The organism is Streptomyces violens (genome assembly GCF_000717745.1).
Taxonomy (GTDB): domain Bacteria; phylum Actinomycetota; class Actinomycetes; order Streptomycetales; family Streptomycetaceae; genus Streptomyces; species Streptomyces violens.
The window spans coordinates 87,697-106,425 of record NZ_JOBH01000012.1; the positions used below are offsets into that span (position 1 = coordinate 87,697).

The window sequence follows — 18,729 nt, forward strand, 5'->3', positions numbered from 1 at the left end:
CGGCAGGGATACCGGCCCTCGTGGCGTTTGCTGTCAGCGGGGCAGCGGCGGGTCCTGCCGGGGCGGGGCCGGCGGCTCGTCGTCGCGGACGACCTCGCCCGGGACGACCTTGCCGTCCGGAGCGTGCATACGCGCCTGCTGGAAGGCGTCGGCGAAGGAGCCGGGGGATGTGGGCGCCTGGCGGGCCAGCAGGCGCTCCACGCGCCGCTGGAGGATTTTCCTGGTCGGCGGGAAGAGGCAGAGCAGGCCCGCCGCGTCCGAGACCAGCCCGGGGCACATCAGGAGCAGGCCGCCGAGCATCGGCAGCATGTTGCCGCCGCCGGTCTCCGGGGCCGGCTTCGCCGGGTCGGCGCCGGGCTGCTGGAAGGCGCCCGCCAGGTTCTGCCAGGCACGCCGGCCCGCGCGCTTGATGACGTAACCGCCGAGCAGCACGCCGGCCACCAGCAGGAGAAAGACCGTCAGTCCGCCCGCTGCCTGCCCGACCAGGGTGAGCAGCCAGACCTCCAGGACGACCCAGACGGCGATGCCGAGCGGCACCAGACGGCGGGCGCGGGAGCGACGGGGCGGACGGGAACGCGGGGGCGTGGTGGCGGACGTCATGACTCAAGTGTGCCTGGTCCGCCGTGGGTAGGGCCCCTCCCTCTCCCCGAACCGGTGAGTGGGACCCCCTCCCCCGCCACCACCACACACCCCAAAACTAGCCCCCACCACCGACCGCCCCCGAGTTATCCACAGGCCCACTTCAGTGGCCCTTCTTGCCACGCAGCCTCTCCAGGCGGGAGCCGACGCCCCAGGCCGTCACGCGCCACAGGGCCTCCACGACGATGTCGCGGTTCATCTTGCTGTCGCCCCGCTCGCGTTCGACGAAGGTGATGGGCACCTCGACGACGTGGTAGCCGGCCTCGACCGCCCGCCGGGCCAGGTCGACCTGGAAGCAGTACCCCTGCGAGGCGACCTCCTCCAGGCCCAGCCCCTGCAGCGTCTCCTTGCGGAAGGCCCGGAAGCCGCCGGTGACGTCCCGGATCGGCACGTCCAGCAGCAGCCGGGAGTACGTGCTGCCGCCGCGGGAGAGGAACTCGCGGTACTTGGGCCAGTTCACCACCCGGCCGCCGGGCATCCAGCGCGAGCCGAGCACGAGGTCGGCGCCCTTCAGGGCGGTCAGCAGCCGGGGCAGCTCCTCGGGCTGGTGGGAGCCGTCGGCGTCCATCTCCACCAGGACGTCGTAGCCGTGCTCGATGCCCCACTGGAAGCCCGCGAGGTAGGCGGCGCCCAGGCCCTCCTTGCCCTGCCGGTGCAGGACGTGCACGTGGTCGTCGGCGGCGGCCAGTTCGTCGGCGAGCTTGCCCGTGCCGTCCGGGCTGTTGTCGTCGGCGACCAGTACGTGCGCGTCGGGCACTCCTGCGCGCACCCGATCGACGACGAGCTTGATGTTCTCCGCCTCGTTGTAGGTCGGAATGATCACCAAGATGTCGCCCAGCGGTCCGTACTGCCGCCGCCCGCCGTCCTGTGCGCCGTCTGTCACTGCTGCCCCTTCTCGTCCTTCGTACGCCCGCGCCGGCCGAGCACGAAGGCGGCAGCGCAGGACAGAAGGCCCACCATAGCGATCACCCATTCCGGAGACGCGCCGACGCGGTCGGAGACGGTCTTTTCGTCCCTCAGCGGAAGGCTCGCGCTGACGACGCCCTGGGTGAATTCGGGGATGCGGTGGGTGATTTCGCCGTTCGGGGCGACGACGGCGCTGATGCCGCTGGTGGCGGCGGTGACGACGGCGCGGCCGTGCTCGACGGCGCGCAGCCGGGACATCGCGAGCTGCTGCTCGGGCTGGCCGGTGCGCCCGTAGGTGGCGTTGTTGGTCTGCACGATGAGGGCGCGGGCCCCGGCGTTCACGGTGTCGTGCACGATCTCGTCGTACGCCACCTCGAAGCAGATGACGTCGCCGAGCTTGGCGCCCGCCATGTTCATCACGCCGGTGTGGTCGCCCGGGTAGAAGTCGCGCGGCACGCGCTGGAGGCGCGTGATGACCTTGCTGAGCTCCTTGCGGAAGGGCACGTACTCGCCGAACGGCACCGGGTGCTGCTTGGTGTACGAGGCGCCGGGGCCGGTCTTCGGGTCCCAGAGGATGCCCTGGTTGAAGACGTAGCCGGCCTTGCTCGGGTGGTCCACGAGGGCGCCGACGAGTACGGGGACGCCGATCGCCCGCACGGCCTCGTTGATCCGGTCGTATGCCTCCGGGTACTGGAAGGGGTCCAGGTCGGAGGAGTTCTCCGGCCAGATGACGAGGTCGGGCTTTTTGGCGCGGCCGGCCTGCACGTCGGCGGCCAGCTTCTCGGTCGCCGTGGCGTGGTTGTCCAGGATCTGCATGGGGCGGCCGAGGAAGTCCATGCCGGGCTGCTGCACGTTGCCCTGTACGACGGCGATGTCCAGGTGGTCGGTGGCCTTGGTCGGTACCGGGACGGCGTACCCGGCGACGGTGACGGCCGCGGCCAGTCCGAAGGCTTCCAGGGCCGGGATGGCCCGGCGCAGCCGCGTGCCGGCCGCGCTGTCCGGCCGGCGCAGCTGCCAGAGCGTCACGGCGATGGCGGCGAGCAGCGTGCCGGTGAGGGCGACGGCGAAGGTCACCAGGGGCGCGCCGCCGAGTGCGGCGAACGGGGTGTAGGGCGTACCGGTGTTGGCGAAGGCGAGCCGGCCCCAGGGGAAGCCCCCGAAGGGCACGCGGTCGCGGGCCCACTCCTGGGCGACCCACAGGCAGGCGGCCCACAGGGGCCATGCCTTCAGGCGCGAGGTGACGGCCAGTCCGGCGCCGAGCAGCGCCACGAAGACGGCTTCGGCGAAGGCGAGGCCGACGACGGCGTCCCAGCCGACGACGTGCAGCCACTTCAGCAGCAGGAAGAAGAAGGGCCAGCCGAACACGAGGCCGGTCCAGGCGCCCTGACGTGCCGTGCGGCCGCGGGTGAGCAGGCTGAGCCCGGCCACCGCGAGGAGCGACAGCGGCCACAGGTCGTACGGGGGGAAGGCGAGCCCGAGGGCGAGTCCGGCGAGGACCGCGAGTACCGTGCGCGGCGTTTCGCGGCGCACGAGGGCGGCGAGGCGGCGCAGGCGTCCGGGGCGGCGGTCTGCGGCGTCGGGCGCCTCGGTGGCCACGGGGCCGCCGTCGGCGGCGGGGCCGTCCCCTCCAGGGCCCTGGGCGGGGCCTGGCACGGTTTCGGCGGTGGTTTCGGAGCCCGATGGCACAGTCGCGGCCTTCCTGCAGGTCGTGCGGTGGTGAGCCGACGGTACAACGGGGCGCGGGCACGCGGGACGCGGGTGGCCGGTACGGGTACGCGCGGTCGCTCTCGGTGAGGGGGAGGGCCGTGCCGCGTACGGAGAGGGCGCCTCGTGACGAGGCGGGGTGCGGGTGGGGTGGTGATCCGCGGGGGTGCGGATCGGGGCCCGGCGCCCTTCGGGCCGACCTGGGGCCCGCTGGCTGCGGGTCGACCGAGAGCCGTTGTCTACTGAGCGTCCGGGCCCCACCCGGGTCGCACCCGCCGGCCGACTGAATCCTGTCCGTCGCTTCCGTGCCGCAGGGGTGGACCTGGCTCCCAGTTGTGGTGTGCCTGTGCGGCGCACCACCCCATGGCCCAGCTGCGTTCGACGACTGCGCGGAGGTCTGCCGGTCGGACGTCCTTGTGGTGGACTCGGCCGAACCTACCGGCCGCCGACCGGCTCCTGTCAACATCTGTTCTACCTGCGTCGTTTTTGCGTTCAACCAGGTCAGTGCCGAACTGCCGCAGGTAGGGCGAGTACGCGCCGGGCAGGTCGCCCGGCGGCACCCGCCGCGGGAGGTTCACTCGTTCGGCCGCTGGAAGACCGTCCGGCCGCCGACGACCGTCCGCAGGCAGCGTGGCAGCTCCTGGCCGGGGGTGAGGTCGGGCAGGCCGGGGGTGCCGGAGCGGGGGTCGGTGGACCAGCGCTCGACGCGCTCGTCGGGGGCCTGGACGAGCAGTTCGCCGGTGTGCCAGACCGCGTAGTCGGCGGGCGCGCCGGGCACGAGGATGCCTGCGTCGTCGCGGCCGACGGCCCGCCAGCCGCCGCGGGTGTGCGCGGTGAACGCGGCACGCGCGGAGATGCCGTGGCCGGGGGTGCGGTGGAAGACGGCGGCGCGGACGGTTCCCCAGGGGTCGAGTGGGGTGACGGGGCTGTCGGAGCCGAGCGCGAGCGGGACGCCGGCCTTGAGGAGGGCTGCGTACGGGTTGAGGGTGCGGGCGCGTTCGGCGCCGAGGCGGGTGGCGTACATGCCCTGCTCGCCGCCCCACAGGGCGTCGAAGGCGGGCTGTACGGAGGCGGTCAGGGCGAGTTCGGCGAAGCCGGCGATGGTGTCCGGGGTGAGCATCTCGCAGTGTTCGATGCGGTGCCGGGCGGCGCGTACCCGGTCCAGGCCGACCCGGTCGGCGGCCGCCCGTACGCCGTCGACGACGGCGGTGAGCCCGGCGTCGCCGATGGCGTGGAAGCCCGCCTGGAGGCCGGCTTCGGTGCAGGCGGCGACGTGTGCGGCGACGGTGTCGGCGTCGAGGAGTGCGTTGCCGGTGTGTGCGGCGTCGGCGTACGGGGTGCAGAGGTGGGCGGTGTGCGAGCCGAGCGAGCCGTCGGCGAACAGGTCGCCCGCCGCGCCGATGGCGCCGAGCTCCCTGATGCGCTCCGCGTCCTTTGCGGTCGTGATGAGCTCGCCCCAGTAGCCGACGACGCGCGGGCCGTCGCCGGCGGCGGCGCGGGCGAGCAGCGCGACGAGGTCGTCCTCGCCGGAGATCTCGGGCCCCGCGCATTCGTGGACGGTGCCGATGCCGAGGGAGGCGGCGTGCGCGAGCGCGGCGGCCTGCGCGTCGGCGCGCTGGGCCGGGGTGACGGTGTCGTACGCGGCCTGCCGTACGGCGTGGTGGGCGTCGCCGGTGAGCGGCCCCGCGGGGTCGAATCCGGCGCGTTCCCGCAGGCCGGGGACGAGGTCCAGGAGGGCGGTGGTGACCGCGGCGGAGTGCACGTCGATGCGGCTGAGGTAGAGCGGGCGGCCGCCGGTGGCCTCGTCCAGCTCGGTGCGGGAGGGCGGGCGGCCCTCGGGCCAGGCGGAGGCGTCCCAGCCGTGGCCGAGCAGTACGCGGTCGGCGGGGCGGGCCGCGGCGAAGGAGCGGATGCGCTCCAGGGCGTCGGAGAGGGAGCGGGTGTCGCTGAGGTCCAGGCCGGTCAGGGCGAGCCCGGTGGCGGTGGTGTGCACATGTGCGTCAGTGAACGCGGGGGTCACGAGCGCGCCGTCGAGGTCGATGACCTCGTCGACCCCGTCGGCGAAGGAGTCGGCGGCCCCCTCCGAGCCGACCCAGGCGACCGAGCCGCCCTCGACGACCATGGCGGTGGCGAAGGGGTCGGCCGGGCTGTGGACCTCGCCGCGGCGCAGCAGGACGGTGCGGTCGGGGGCCGGTGCGGGGGTGCGTTCACTCATACCGGACAGTTTCGCCCCTGCGCGTGCCCGGCGGTCGCGCGGGGTGGGTGTGGCGCGGCCGTACCCGGACCGGCGCCGCCCCGATGGCGCGGCGCGCTTCAGATGCGGGGCGGCCGGGCCTCGTACGGCGTGGACAGCACCACGGTCGTACGCGTCGAGACGCCCGCGAGCGTACGGATGCGGGTCAGCAGGTGCTCCAGCTCCAGCGGCGCGGCCACCCGGACCTTGAGGATGTAGTTCTCGTCGCCCGCGACGCTGTGGCAGGCCTCCAGCTCGGGGACCTCGGCCAGCCGCTCGGCGATGTCGTCCGGGGCGCTGGGGTCGAAGGGTTTGACCGAGATGAAGGCGGTCAGCGGCAGCCCCACCGCCTCGGGGTCGACGATGGCGGCATAGCCGCGGATCACGCCGCGCTGCTCCAGTCTGCGCACGCGCTGATGCACCGCCGAGGTGGACAGGCCAGTGGCCTTGCCCAGGTCGGTGTAGCTCATCCGCCCGTCCTTGACGAGCAGATCCACGATTTGTCGGTCCAGCTCCTCCACACGATCAACCTACTGTGCCGGAGCACTACGGCGCAGCTCGCGCCGGATCGTGGACACCGTGCGCCCCCTGTGTGACGAACACCACACCCCTCACTCCGTGTCCGGCCGGAAGCCGAGATTATGCAGCGGAGAGGCAGGGAAATGCTCGTGGTGGTCGAGGCCGCCCAACACAGGAAGATGGCGGTACTCGCAGCCCACCCGAGGGGGATGGACATCATGCGACGCCCGAAGCAGGAATCCACGCTGGAGAACACCGCCGCCCAGGAGGGCGACAGTTTCCGCGACGACGACTTCGACGCCTTTGACACCGTCGAGCTCTACCGCGTCAGCTGCCCGGACTGCGGGCAGCCCATCGCGCTGCTCGCCGACGAGGACACGCTGCCCGAGCACGCAGTCTGCTCCTCGCCCTGGAACCCCTTCGGCCTGACGGTCTGCCAGGGGTCCGGCCGGGGCGTGGCCGAGACGGCCTCCGCCGATGACGTGCTCGACCCCCAGGAGCAGGACAGTGGCATGCTCCTGACTCTCCCGGAGGGCCTGGACTGGCGCACCCAGCCGTTCTCCCACGTGGGCGGCCCCGGCTCCCGTCCGGTGCGCGTCCCCCTGATGCGCCGGCACCGCTGACGCGCCCGCGGACCGGCAACCGCGGAATCACCGTGCGAGTGAGCCGCCCGACTCACTCGCACCCTCTTGCCGCTCGATGAGCAACCGACTGACACAGGCCCGCCTTTGATGCGCCGTCAGCGGAACTGCGTCGTCAGCGCGACTGTGTCATCAACGTGACTCGGGGCCCGCGAGGTGCCGGGCGATGACCATCCGCTGGATCTGGTTGGTGCCCTCGACGATCTGCAGGACCTTGGCCTCGCGCATATAGCGCTCGGCCGGGAAGTCCGCGGTGTAGCCGTACCCTCCGAGCAGCTGGACCGCGTCGGTCGTGATGCGCATCGCCGCGTCCGAGCAGAAGAGTTTGGCCATGGCCGCTTCCTTGGTGAAGGGGCGGCCCTCGTCCCGCAGCCGGGCCGCGGTCAGGTAGAGCGACCGCCCGGCCGTCACCTGCGTGGCCATGTCGGCGAGCATGAAGCGCAGCCCCTGGAAGTCGGCCAGCGGGCGGGCGAACTGACGGCGCGTCGTGACGTACGCCAGTGCCTCGTTCAGCGCCGCCTGGGCCACGCCCACGGCGCACGCCGCGATGCCGAGCCGGCCGGAGTCCAGCGCGTCGAGCGCGATGGCGAAGCCCTGCCCCTCCTCACCGATCCGGCGCGCGTCCGCGATCCGTACGCCGTCGAAGTGCAGTTGCGCCGTGGGCGAGCCCTTCATGCCCATCTTGCGCTCGGGCGCGGCGGCGCTCAGCCCCTCGGCGTCGCCGGGGACCAGGAAGGCCGTGATGCCGTGCGGGCCCGCTCCCCCGGTGCGGGCGAGGACGGTGCAGAAGTCGGCGATGCCGCCGTGGGTGGTCCACGCCTTCGTACCGGTCAGGACCCAGCTGTCCCCGTCACGCGTGGCGCGGGTGGTCAGGGACGCGGCGTCCGACCCGGCGGCGGGCTCGGAGAGGCAGTACGCGCCGAGCAGCCCGCCGCCGAGCATCGCGGACAGGTGCTCGGCGCGCTGCTCCTTCGTGCCGTACGCGGCGAGCGCGTGGCAGGCCAGGGTGTGGACGCTGACGCCGAGGCCGACGGTGAGCCGGGCGGCGGCCAGCTCTTCGAGGACCTGGAGATAGACCTCGTACGGCTGGCCGCCCCCGCCGAACTCCTCGGCGTACACCAGGCCGAGCAGGCCCGACTCCGAGAGCAGGGTGAAGAGCTCGCGGGGGAACCGGCCCGCTTCCTCCTCGGCGGCGGCCGTGGGTGCGATCTCGCGGGCCGCCAGATCGCGTACGAGCGTCATCAGCTGGCGGGCTTCGTCGGTGGGCAGCCTGCGGTCCACGGGTCCGGGGCCGTACTCGGTCATGGCGGCGCTCTCCTCCCTGTAGGGAACTGCGGCGCGCGCCGCTCGGGTGGCGCGGCGCGGCCGGTCCCACTGCCGTGATGATCTCTCTCCGGGTCGCGGAAGGCGATGACCTGCGGCGGTGGCGCAGGGAGTATGCCCAATACGGCGGCGCTCTTCACCCCTTGATCGGCTTCTTCCGGTGGTCGCCGGATCGTGTGCGGGAGTTCAGCAAATTGGTCCAAACCATTGACCGAGTTGGTCTAGTCCTTCTACCTTCTCCCCCGACGCTCCACGCGTTCGGCGCCACTGCGGACGCAGGTCACAGCACTTCCCCCTCGATGGACCCCCACTCCGAGGAGCAACCATGCTCAGACCGCACAAGAAGCGCCTCCACCACGGATTCGCGGCCGTGGCCGCGGCCCTGTGCACCGCCGCGATGGCCGCCGGCGCGCTCACCGGGACCGCCGCGGCCACCCCCACCGACTCCACCCCCGTCGCCAAGACAACCGCCAAGACCACTGCCGCACAGCCCGACTCGGGCGCAGGGACCAAGGCGGCCGGCAGCAAGGTCGTCGGGTACTTCACCAACTGGGGCGTCTACCAGCGCAATTACCACGTCAAGAACATCGAGACCTCCGGCTCGGCGAACAAACTCACCCACATCAACTACGCCTTCGGCAACGTCACCGGCGGCAAGTGCGCGATCGGCGACGCGTACGCCGACTACGACAAGGCGTACACCGCCGACCAGAGCGTCGACGGCAAGGCCGACACCTGGGAGAACGGGGCGCTGCGCGGCAACTTCAACCAGCTGCGCAAGCTGAAGAAGCTGCACCCGGACCTCAAGGTGATCTGGTCCTTCGGCGGCTGGACCTGGTCCGGCGGGTTCGCCGAGGCGGCCAAGAACCCGGCGGCGTTCGCGCAGTCCTGTTACGACCTGGTCGAGGACAAGCGCTGGGCGGACGTCTTCGACGGCATCGACATCGACTGGGAGTACCCCAACGCCTGCGGCCTGACCTGCGACACCAGCGGCCGGACCGCCTTCACGAACCTGATGAAGGCGCTGCGCACGAAGTTCGGCAGCTCCAACCTGGTGACCGCGGCGATCACCGCGGACGCCTCCGCCGGTGGCAAGATCGACGCCGCCGACTACGCGGGCGCGGCCCAGTACGTCGACTGGTACAACCCCATGACGTACGACTACTTCGGTGCCTGGGACGCCAAGGGTCCGACGGCCCCGCACTCGCCGCTGACCTCGTACAACGGCATCCCGAAGGCCGGCTTCAACACCGCCGACACGACGAAGAAGCTCAAGGACCTCGGCATCCCGGCGAACAAGCTGCTGCTGGGCATCGGCTTCTACGGGCGCGGCTGGAGCGGCGTCACGCAGGACGCGCCGGGCGGCACGGCGACCGGCGCGGCGCCGGGCAAGTACGAGGCGGGCATCGAGGACTACAAGGACCTCAAGGGCCGCTGCCCGGCGACCGGCAAGGTCGGCGGCACCGCGTACGCCAAGTGCGGTGACCAGTGGTGGAGTTACGACACCCCGGAGACCATCGGCACGAAGATGAACTTCAAGAACGAGCAGGGCATGGGCGGCACGTTCTTCTGGGAGCTCAGCGGGGACACCGCGAGCGGCGAGCTGATCAAGGCGATCCGGTAACGCCCCTCGGATGAGTCGCATGTGAGGGCGGGTGGCTGCGGCCGCCCGCCCTTCGTCGTGCGGCACTGTTGCTGCGCACTGTTGCCGCGCCACTGTTGACGCGCCGTCAACAACGGCCCTAATCTCTCGTCAGCTACCTTCGTTACCGCAAGTAACCGCACGTCAGCGCTGTGACCGTACCGCCATGACCGAGCGCTCCCCCGGGAGGAAGCAGTGGGCAGGAATCAGCGGGCCGTACCGGAAGAAGGCCGCACGTCCTGGAGGAAGAGCGCGGCCGTGGCCGTGCCGGCGGTACTGGCCGTCGGGGCGCTGGCGACCGTGATGGCGCAGGGCGTGCTCGCCGCGTCGTTCGCCGTCTCCGGCACCAACTTCCAGGTGGCTTCGGGCAAGTTGACCAGCGACGGGCTGGCCTCGTACGTGCACACCGACCGCTCCGCCGACGGCACCGGTCACCCGGTCGCCCTGCTCGGCATCGGCAAGGCACAGCTCTCCGACATCTGCCAGTCGGCGCAGGTCAGTACTCCGATGGGGCCGGTGGTCTTCAAGCTCACCGCGGGCGGGAAGGCGGGCCCCGTCACCGCGGACAACCTCGTCATCGACGGGGAGGACCTGGTCGGTGACGCGCGCTTCGGCACGGCGCAGATCGGCCGGGACGCCTCGACGCTGGACGAAGTACCGGGCATCCGCGGCCCGAAGGGGAAGTTCGGGCTGCAGGCCGGTGACATCGAGGTCGCGGGCGTGCAGTCGCACGCCTGGTCGGCCACGGGCGGCAACTTTCGCCTCAAGGGCCTGAAGCTGGGCGTCAGCCTGGACGGCGAGAAGTGCTTCTGAGGCGGCCGCGGCTACCGGCCCGCCTTGTGCAGCAACTGCCCTGGCCCGAAGCCCGGGCCCGATTCCGCCGGTGGCGGCGGACCCGGCCGTTCTGGGCCGGACTGTTGCTGGTCCTCGGCGGTGCCGAGCTGCTGCTCGTCCCGCTCTCGCCGCTCGGCGTGCTGGTCAGCCTGGGAGTCGGCGGGCTCGCGGCGCTCGGCATCGGGCTGGCCCTGATCGTGGCCGGAGTGTTCCTGTGGTGCGCCCCGTCGGCGCGGCACTACGTGAGCGTCAACGCGCTGATCCTGTCCGTGATTTCCTTCGCGGCCACCAACCTCGGCGGCTTCCTGGTCGGCATGGGGCTGGGCATCGCGGGTGCGGCGATGGGCTTCGGCTGGACGCCGCTTCCCGAGGGCCGGGACTCAGCGGCACAGGACGGCGGCCCAGCGGCACAGGACGGCGGCCAGGCCGGCGGCCCGGACGGCGCCGCTCCCCCGGCCGGCCGTACGGGCCCGTCCACCACCCTCGCCGTGGCCCTGCCCATCGCGCTCCTCGCCGCGCTCGGGACGCCCGCCACCGAGGCCCGCGCCGCCGGCCCCGGCAGCCCCGCCCCCGCCGCCGTCCCCACCGTCACGACCAGCCGTTTCGCGCCGAAGGGCTTCACGCTCGCCGGCGTCGAGGACGTGCCCACCGCGCGCGGCCCCGTCCGGGCGATGGTGCTGAAGATGAAGGCCGCCTCCCTCACCGACTACCGCCTCCTCACCCGCGACGGCAGCGACGAACTGGGGCTGGGCGCCACGTCGCTGGAGCTGAGCGGCGACGTCACGCTCTACCTGACGAAGTTCCGCGGCTGCCTGCAAGGGGTGCTCTGCCTGACCTTCACCCCGGACCGGCTGCCCGTGCCGCCGCTGGTGCCGCCCTTCGTGTACATGACCGATGTCTCCGCCGAGCAGGCGCTGGTCACCTCGGACCTGATCGTCGCCGACGGCCTGCGGCTGCGCGCGGACGGACCGGTGCCGCCGACCGCCTGATTACCGGCCGAGGGCGGCCTGACCAGTACAAACGTCATGGGTGAGGCGTGTGTTTTTCCCGTGCTTTGCGTGACGGACGGTGCTATTCCCCGTCGGGCAACTCTGCGATGGTCGCAGATAGAGGCCGCAGGGATATCCCGCGGCACAGACCGCCGGGAGGGGTCAGTGGACAAGCGCTACGAGGTCTACTGCCTGATGGACCCGCACTTCTACGACGCGCCGGCCCGCGCGCAGGGCGGGGGCACCGCCTTCCCGCAGACGCGACGGCCGGCCCCTGACGGCTGGCGCCGCGCCGAGCTGGACGACTGGATCGTGTTCCGCCCCGCCGGCGGCACGCTCCCCCTCCAGGGCTGGAAGATCCACGTCTCGGCGTGTCTCGACAATGCGGCGGACATCCTCACCGCGGTCTGGGAGTACTGCGTCCCGCGCCGGATCGCCTTCAAGTTCCTGCCCGACAAGGACACGCTGCTGCTCGCCAACGCCAAGTACGCCCACCGGGGTTCGAGCGGCAAGTTCGTGACGGTCTACCCGGCGGACGAGGCGGAGCTGGAGCGGGTGCTCACCGAGCTGGGGCTGATCCTCGAAGGACAGGCCGGGCCGTACATCCTCAGCGATCTGCGCTGGGGCGAGGGCCCGCTGTACGTCCGGTACGGCGCCTTCGCCGAGCGGTACTGCGTCTCCCCGGACGGCGAGGTCGAGCCCGCGATGGAGGACGGCGAGGGCCGGCTGGTGCCGGACGTGCGCACGCCCACCTTCCAGGTGCCCGACTGGGCTCCGCTGCCCGGTTTTCTCGCCCCGCATCTCGCGGCGCGCGGCAGCGGCGCCGCCCTCGCCGACCTGCCCTACCGCTTCGAGAGCGCCCTGCATTTCTCCAACGGCGGCGGTATTTACGCAGGTGAGGACCTGCGCACCGGGGACCGGGTGGTGCTCAAGGAGGCCCGCCCGTACGCGGGGCTGACGCCGGACGGCCGGGACGCGGTCGCGCGTCAGCAGCGCGAGCGGGAGATGCTGGAGCGGCTGCGCGGCCTGGACTGCGTGCCGGCGCTGCACGATCACTTCGTACGGGGCGACCACCACTTCCTGGTCGAGGAGTTCATCGAAGGCACCGAGCTCAACGACCTGTTCGTCGACCGTTACCCGCTCACCCTCGCGGGCGCGGACGAGGCCGCGACGGCCGACTACACCGCCTGGGCCGTCGGCCTGTACGACCGTGTGGCGCGCGCCGTCGGCGAGGTCCACGCACGCGGTGTGGTCCTCGGTGACCTCCAGCCGTCGAACATCATCGTGCGCCCCGACGGCGGCGTGGTGCTGATCGACCTCGAAGGGGCGGCGGACGCCGCGGAGGGACAGCGACAGGCCCTCGGCGCGCAGGGGTTCACGGCGCCGCGCGAGGTGCACGGCCCGGCCGTCGACGACTACGCCCTGGCCTGCCTCGAACTCTTCCTCTTCCTGCCGCTGACCGGCCTGCTCTCCCTGGCGCCCGGCAAGGCGGGACAGCTCGCCCGGGAGGCGGCACGCACGTTCCCCGTCCCTGACGGTTACTTCGACGCGGCGGTACGCACCCTCACCGGCGACGGCGGGACGTCCCGAGCAGAAGCCGAACCGCGGCTGCGGCCGGACCGCGAGGGCTGGGCGGAGACCCGCGACGAGCTGGCGGGCGCCATCCTCGCGGCGGCCACGCCCGAGCGGGACGACCGGCTCTTCCCCGGCGACATCGAGCAGTTCGCTTCGCCGGGCGGCGGGCTGGGCATGGCGTACGGCGCTGCCGGAGTTCTGTACGCGCTGGACGTGACGGGCGCCGGCCGGCACCCCGGTCACGAGGACTGGCTGATCCGGCGCGCCCTGCGCCCGGAGCCCGGGTCCCTGCTCGGTTTCTACGACGGGCTGCACGGCGTCGCGTACGTACTGGAGCACCTCGGGCACCGGCGCGAGGCGCTGAAGATCCTCGACCAGTGCGCGGGCGAGCAGTGGCTCCGGCTCGGCCTCGACCTCCGGGGCGGGCTGTCCGGCATCGGCCTGAACCTCCTCCACTTCGCGTCGGCGACCGGTGAACCGGCCCTGCAGGACGCGGCCAGGGAAGCGGTGGACGCCGTGGCCGCCCGGCTGGGCCCGGTGGACGCCGTGCCAGAGGTGAGCGGCGGCGGGCAGCCGTACGCCGGTCTGCTGCGCGGCTCGTCCGGCCCGGCGCTGCTGTTCCTCCGGTGGTACGAGCACACGGGCGACCCGGCGTTCCTCGACCTCGCCTCGACGGCCCTGCGGCAGGACCTGCGCCGGTGCATGGTCCGCGACGACGGGGTCATGGAGGTCGACGAGGGCTGGCGGACGATGCCCTACCTCGCGGACGGCAGCGTGGGCATCGGCCTCGTCCTCGACGACTACCTGGCACACCGGGAGAACGAGGGGTTCACGGCGGCCGCCGCGACGATCCGCCGGGCCGCCGAGGGACGGTTCTACGTCGAGCCGGGCCTCTTCGACGGCCTGGCCGGGATGATCCTGCACCTCAGCCGCGCGCACCCGGCCGGCACCGCGGCCGAGCGGGACCCGGCCGTCGCCGACCAGATACGCCGGCTGGCCCGGTACGCCGTCGTCCACGAAGGCCGGCTCGCCTTCCCCGGCGAGCAGCTGCTGCGGCTCTCCATGGACCTCGGCACCGGCAGCGCCGGAGTACTCCTGGCGCTCGGCGCCGCCCTCCACGACTCCCCCGTACGGCTGCCGTTCCTCGCGCCACCACCCGCCCGGCACCCCGGGCCCCCAAGCCATTCCGATCCCGTCCCCATGGAGAAGAAGTGCGGAGGTGAAACAACATGACGATCCTGGATCTGCAAGGCATGGAAACCGCTCACCACGGCAGGCCGCGTAGGAGTGGCGCCAGCAAGTACTGCGGCGGCACCAGCCAGCTGAGTCTGCTGCTCTGCTGAAAGCAATAAGGGGCGAGGACGTGCAAGGCGTCCCCGCCCCTTCGCGTCTGCGTACAGGGAGATACAGGGAGAAGGCATGGACCGACGCGCCGCGGATCGGCTGCTGCTGGCGGCAGCGCGGCGGGGCGGGCCCTGGGTGCCCGCCATGATGGCCACCTCACTGCTGCTGGCCGGTGTGTACACCGTGCTGCCCGCCCTCATGGGCCGCACCGTCGACGCCGTGCTCACCGGCGGGGACACCGCCGTCTGGCTGACCCTCAGCATCGCGGCGATCGTCGTCCTCATGGTGTGCGACCTGCTGGACGACCTGGTGGGAAAGCTGGCCGAGGCCCGTTCCACCGCATGGCTCCGCCACACCCTCCTGCGGCACGTACTGGGCCTGGGCATTCGGGCCACGCGCCGCTTCACGGCCGGCGACCTGGTCGGCCGGCTGGTCGGCAACTCCTCGCGGACCGGGCAGGTGGCCTCGACCCTCGTATGGGCCGTGGTGGACCTGGTGCCCCCGGTGGGCGCGGTCGTCGCGCTGGCCCTCATCGACCCCTGGCTGTGCCTCACCTTCCTGGTGGGGCTGCCCGTCGTCCTTTCCCTGGTGCGTACGTTCGTCCGCGACGCCTCCGACATCAACGAGCGTTACTACGAGGCGCAGGGCCGGGTGGCCGCCCGGCTCGTCGATGCGCTGGCCGGGATCCGTACGATCGCCGCGGCCGGCACCGTGGACCGTGAGGTGCGTCGCGTCCTCGGCCCGCTGCCGGAGCTGCGCCGGCACGGGGCAGGCATGTGGCAGGTCCTCGCGCGGGTGTCGGGGCGGGAAGCGCTGGTCATCCCGCTGCTGGAGGTCGCCGTCCTCGCGGTCGCCGGTCTGCAGCTCGCGAACGGCCGCATCAGCCCTGGACAGGTCCTCGCGGCCGGCGAGTACGTCGTACTGGCCACCGGTATCAGCTCGCTGGTGTCGTCGGCGAGCCGGCTCGCGCTGGCCCGGGCGACGGCGGGCCGGGTCGCCGAGGTGCTCGCCGAGCCCCCGGTGGCGTACGGAGGCGAGCGCCTTCCCGACGGCCCCGGGACGCTGGAGTTCCGGGGCGTCACCGTACGGGGGCCGAGCGGCACGGTACTGGAGGATCTGCGGCTGACCGTCCCCGGTGGGGCCCTGGTCGCGGTCGTGGGCCGGTCCGGGTCCGGCAAGTCCGTACTGGCCGCGCTGGCCGGGCGGCTCACCGACCCGGACGCGGGCGAGGTACTGCTGGACGGCGTGCCACTGCGTCACCTCGACAGGTCGGCGCTGCGCGCGGCGGTGGCGTACGGCTTCGAACGTCCGGTGCTGGTCGGCGAGACGTTCGCCGACGTGATCGGCTTCGGGCCGCGGCCGGCCGGTGACGGCGAGGTGCCGCGGGCGGCCGCGGCGGCCCGCGCCGACACGTTCATCAGACGGCTGCCCCAGGGGTACGACACCCGGCCGGCCGATGCCCCGATCTCCGGCGGGGAGGCCCAGCGGGTCGGGCTGGCACGGGCGTTCGTCCAGGCCGGACGGGTGCTGGTGCTGGACGACGTCGCCGCCAGCCTCGACACCGTGACCGAGCACCACATCAGCCAGGTCCTCACCGGCGCGCTGGCGGGGCGCACCCGGCTCGTCGTGACCCACCGGGCGTCGACCGCAGCGCGGGCCGACCGTGTCGTCTGGCTGGACGGCGGCGGCGTCCGCGGGCAGGGCACCCACCGCGAACTCTGGTCGCAGCCGGGGTACCGGGCCGCGTTCCGGCCGGATGGTGCGGGCACCGGCGCGGAGGCCGCCGCGAGCGCCGGGGACGTGGCGTGAGGGGCCCGGCCGCGGGGCTGCTGCGGTCCTCGCTGCGCCGGCGGCGCGGGGAGTTCGTACGGCTCGCGGGGTGGTCGCTGGTGCAGGCCGTCCCGGCATTCCTCACCGGGTGGGTGATCGCCCGGGCCGTGGACGACGGCTTCCTCGCCGGGCGGGCCGGTACGGGCTTCGTCTGGCTGGGGGTGCTGGCGGTCGCGGTGGGGATCGGGGCGTGGGCGACGCACCACGCGACGCTGGGGCTCGCGGCGGTCGTCGAACCGCTCCGGGACGAGCTGGTCACCCTGGTGGCGTCCGGCACGCTGCGCCGGTCGGCCGGCGCCGACCGGCCGAGCGACACGGGCGGCGTGGCACGGCTGACCGAACAGGTGGAGATCGCCCGGGAGGCGTACGGCGCGGTCGTGATGTTCGTACAGAGTTTCACCGCCTCCGCGGTGGGGGCACTGCTCGGCCTCGCCACCCTGGACCCCGCCCTCCTGTTGTTCGTGCTGCCGCCGCTCCTGGCGGGGCTCGGGATTTTCGTCGGGGCGCTGCGGGCGATGGCCGCGCGCCAGCGGGACGTGATGCTCGCCGACGAGCGCGTCGCCGAGACCGCGAGCGAGGTGACCGGCGGGCTGCGGGACGTGGTGGCGTGCGGCGGGGAGGACGTCGTACGGGAGCGGGCTGGCGAGCGGATCGACGCGGCGGCGCGGGCCACCCGGGCGCTGGCGCGGATGACGGCCGTGCGGACCGCGTCGCTGGCCGTCGGCGGCTGGCTGCCGCTCGTCCTCGTCCTGGCCGGGGCGCCGTGGCTGGTGCAGCGGGGGGTGACGGCGGGTGCGGTACTGGGCGCGGTGACGTATGTGTCGCAGGGGCTCCAGCCCGCGCTGCAGAGCCTCGTCCGGGGGATCGCGGACAGCGGACTGTGGCTGCTGGTCACGCTCGGCCGGATCGCGGGGGTGGCCGAGCCCTCGGACAGCGGGCAGTCGGTGGAGCCCGCAGCCAGTAGCCCGTCCGGGCGCCCGCGGCACTCCGGTGTGGAGCTGCGCGGCGTCACCTTCGGCTACGCGCGCTCCGCCGAACCGGTGATCGACGCGCTCGACCTCGAGCTGCGGCCGGACGAGCACCTGGCCGTCGTGGGCCCGAGCGGGGCGGGGAAGTCGACGTTCGCCGCGCTGGTGGCCGGTGTGCTCGCGCCGCATACCGGTGGCGTCCGGCTGGGCGGCGTACCGGTCGGCTGCCTCGACGACGGGCCGGCCCACCACCGGGTACTGATCCCGCAGGAGGCGTACGTCTTCGCGGGGTCGCTGTGGGAGAACCTCACCTATCTGACGCCCGGCGTCCCGGCGGCGGTGGTGGACGCGGCGGTGGACGAGGTCGGCGCCCGGCCGCTCGTGGACCGGCTGGGTGGCTACGACGCGGCCGTGGACCAGCAGGAGCTGTCGGCCGGGGAACGCCAGTTGGTGGCCCTCGTCCGCTCCTACCTCCCGCCGGCGGAGCTGTTCCTGCTGGACGAGGCGACCTGCCATCTCGACCCGGCCGCCGAGGCGCGCGCGGAGGAGGCGTTCGCCCGCCGCCCGGGCACGCTGATCGTGTGTGCGCACCGGATCAGCTCGGCGCTGCGGGCCGACCGGATCATGGTGCTGGACGGCGCGCGGGCCGCCCTCGGTACGCATACGGAGCTGATGGCGGGCTCCGCCCTCTACCGGGACCTCGTCGGGCACTGGGAGGACGGGGCGGGGGCCGGGAAGCCGGGTTCCACAGCCGGGAAACCGGCTTCCACCGGGAAACCGGGGCTCACAGCCAGCCCGACTCCCGGGCGATCCGGATCGCGTCGATCCGGTTCCGCGCTCCGACCTTACGAGTGATCGCCGCGAGGTGATTGCGGACCGTACCCACGGACAGTGACAGTCGGTCGGCGATCTCCCGTCCGGGGGCGCCGTCGGCGGCGAGCCGCAGGACTTCCCGCTCGCGCGGCGTCAGCGGGTCCGCCGCCGCGTCGAGCACCAGCAGCGCCAGCCCGGGGTCGATGTAGCGCTGTCCCCCGACCACCTTGCGGATGCCCTCGACGAGCCGGTCGCAGGGCGCGTCCTTCCCGATGAGGCCGGGCGGCCGCAGAGCCAGTACGCTGCGCAGCCGCTCCAACGCCGGCGACCCGGCCACCAGCAGCGTCCGGCATTCGGGGAGCCGCTCGCACAGCTCGCCCGCCGTGGCGAGCGCCTCGTCCTGGCGGGCGTCGACGTCGATGACGACCACATCGGGGCGGTAGGAGAGCGCCCGCGCGAGGACCTGGCCGTCTCCCCCGCCCTGCGCGACGACCTCGAAGTCCGATTCGCGGGTCAGCAGAGCGGCGAGCGCTCCGCGCAGCAGCCCGTTTTCCTCGACGAGAAGAACACGGATCACTGTCGCTCCCTGGTCTCGGCACTGTTCTCCGGACCCCCTGAAGAATTATGTCCAGCTCCGTCCGCAGATGCCCGGCCAGCGCGCCCCCCGCAGCGCCACCCGTAGATTTATTCGCGGAATTCTTCGGCAGGACGGAACCTCTTGGCGGGTACGGCCGTTGTACTGAGTGAGGCCCCGCATCATCCCCCGTGT

General features: G+C 72.9%; 15 protein-coding genes. 8 read left to right on the forward strand and 7 right to left on the reverse strand.

The window, feature by feature from the left end:
* Positions 1-33: 33 nt before the first annotated feature.
* The 5 genes from fxsA to IF04_RS0123690 all read right to left on the reverse strand — a co-directional run bounded on the left by fxsA (position 34) and on the right by IF04_RS0123690 (position 6,003).
* On the reverse strand, positions 34-600 hold the full coding sequence (gene fxsA / locus IF04_RS0123670) for an FxsA family membrane protein (RefSeq protein WP_030261441.1): 567 nt from the start codon (positions 598-600) through the stop codon (positions 34-36).
* A 142-nt stretch (positions 601-742) separates the two neighbouring features.
* Complete coding sequence (locus tag IF04_RS0123675) at positions 743-1,522, reverse strand: polyprenol monophosphomannose synthase (protein ID WP_030261442.1); 780 nt, start codon at positions 1,520-1,522, stop codon at positions 743-745.
* Positions 1,519-3,231, reverse strand: a complete 1,713-nt coding sequence (gene lnt, locus IF04_RS0123680; RefSeq protein WP_030261443.1) for an apolipoprotein N-acyltransferase — start codon at positions 3,229-3,231, stop codon at positions 1,519-1,521. Before lnt ends, IF04_RS0123675 begins: the two co-directional genes overlap by 4 nt.
* Positions 3,232-3,823: 592 nt before the next feature.
* A complete protein-coding gene (locus IF04_RS0123685) occupies positions 3,824-5,464 on the reverse strand; it encodes an amidohydrolase (RefSeq protein ID WP_030261444.1) in 1,641 nt (546 codons plus the stop codon).
* 98 nt (positions 5,465-5,562) lie between these two features.
* A complete protein-coding gene (locus tag IF04_RS0123690; RefSeq protein ID WP_030261445.1) occupies positions 5,563-6,003 on the reverse strand; it encodes an Lrp/AsnC family transcriptional regulator in 441 nt (146 codons plus the stop codon).
* A 207-nt stretch (positions 6,004-6,210) separates the two neighbouring features.
* Between IF04_RS0123690 and IF04_RS0123695 the strand changes: the two genes are divergently transcribed.
* Positions 6,211-6,624 carry a hypothetical protein gene (locus IF04_RS0123695; protein ID WP_030261448.1) on the forward strand — a complete coding sequence of 138 codons (414 nt, stop codon included), beginning with the start codon at positions 6,211-6,213 and terminating at the stop codon, positions 6,622-6,624.
* A gap of 150 nt (positions 6,625-6,774) precedes the next feature.
* Here the strand turns inward: IF04_RS0123695 and IF04_RS0123700 are convergent, their stop codons facing one another.
* The gene (locus IF04_RS0123700) at positions 6,775-7,947 is read right to left on the reverse strand and encodes an acyl-CoA dehydrogenase family protein (protein ID WP_030261450.1); all 1,173 of its coding nucleotides are present in this window, start codon (positions 7,945-7,947) and stop codon (positions 6,775-6,777) included.
* Between the two features lie 343 nt (positions 7,948-8,290).
* On the opposite strand from IF04_RS0123700, the gene IF04_RS0123705 reads away from it, so the two are divergent.
* From IF04_RS0123705 to IF04_RS0123735, 7 genes are all read left to right on the forward strand, one after another.
* Positions 8,291-9,589, forward strand: a complete 1,299-nt coding sequence (locus tag IF04_RS0123705; RefSeq protein ID WP_030261452.1) for a glycoside hydrolase family 18 protein — start codon at positions 8,291-8,293, stop codon at positions 9,587-9,589.
* A gap of 321 nt (positions 9,590-9,910) precedes the next feature.
* On the forward strand, positions 9,911-10,420 hold the full coding sequence (locus IF04_RS0123710; protein WP_425428446.1) for a DUF6230 family protein: 510 nt from the start codon (positions 9,911-9,913) through the stop codon (positions 10,418-10,420).
* 26 nt (positions 10,421-10,446) lie between these two features.
* Positions 10,447-11,430, forward strand: a complete 984-nt coding sequence (locus IF04_RS0123715; RefSeq protein WP_037960461.1) for a DUF6114 domain-containing protein — start codon at positions 10,447-10,449, stop codon at positions 11,428-11,430.
* A gap of 165 nt (positions 11,431-11,595) precedes the next feature.
* Positions 11,596-14,238 (forward strand): class III lanthionine synthetase LanKC, encoded by a 2,643-nt coding sequence (gene lanKC, locus IF04_RS0123720; protein ID WP_051831497.1) that lies wholly within the window; start codon positions 11,596-11,598, stop codon positions 14,236-14,238.
* A complete protein-coding gene (locus IF04_RS38390; RefSeq protein ID WP_106975652.1) occupies positions 14,235-14,348 on the forward strand; it encodes a SapB/AmfS family lanthipeptide in 114 nt (37 codons plus the stop codon). Before lanKC ends, IF04_RS38390 begins: the two co-directional genes overlap by 4 nt.
* A 76-nt stretch (positions 14,349-14,424) precedes the next feature.
* Positions 14,425-16,158: an ABC transporter ATP-binding protein gene (locus tag IF04_RS0123730; RefSeq protein ID WP_051831498.1), complete on the forward strand. Its 1,734-nt coding sequence runs from the start codon at positions 14,425-14,427 to the stop codon at positions 16,156-16,158.
* Positions 16,155-18,002 (forward strand): ATP-binding cassette domain-containing protein, encoded by a 1,848-nt coding sequence (locus IF04_RS0123735; RefSeq protein ID WP_063829516.1) that lies wholly within the window; start codon positions 16,155-16,157, stop codon positions 18,000-18,002. Before IF04_RS0123730 ends, IF04_RS0123735 begins: the two co-directional genes overlap by 4 nt.
* On the opposite strand, the gene IF04_RS0123740 is transcribed toward IF04_RS0123735, so the two are convergent.
* Positions 17,932-18,537: a response regulator transcription factor gene (locus tag IF04_RS0123740; protein WP_030261467.1), complete on the reverse strand. Its 606-nt coding sequence runs from the start codon at positions 18,535-18,537 to the stop codon at positions 17,932-17,934. The two genes, IF04_RS0123735 and IF04_RS0123740, sit on opposite strands and share 71 nt — an antisense overlap.
* Positions 18,538-18,729: the final 192 nt, after the last annotated feature.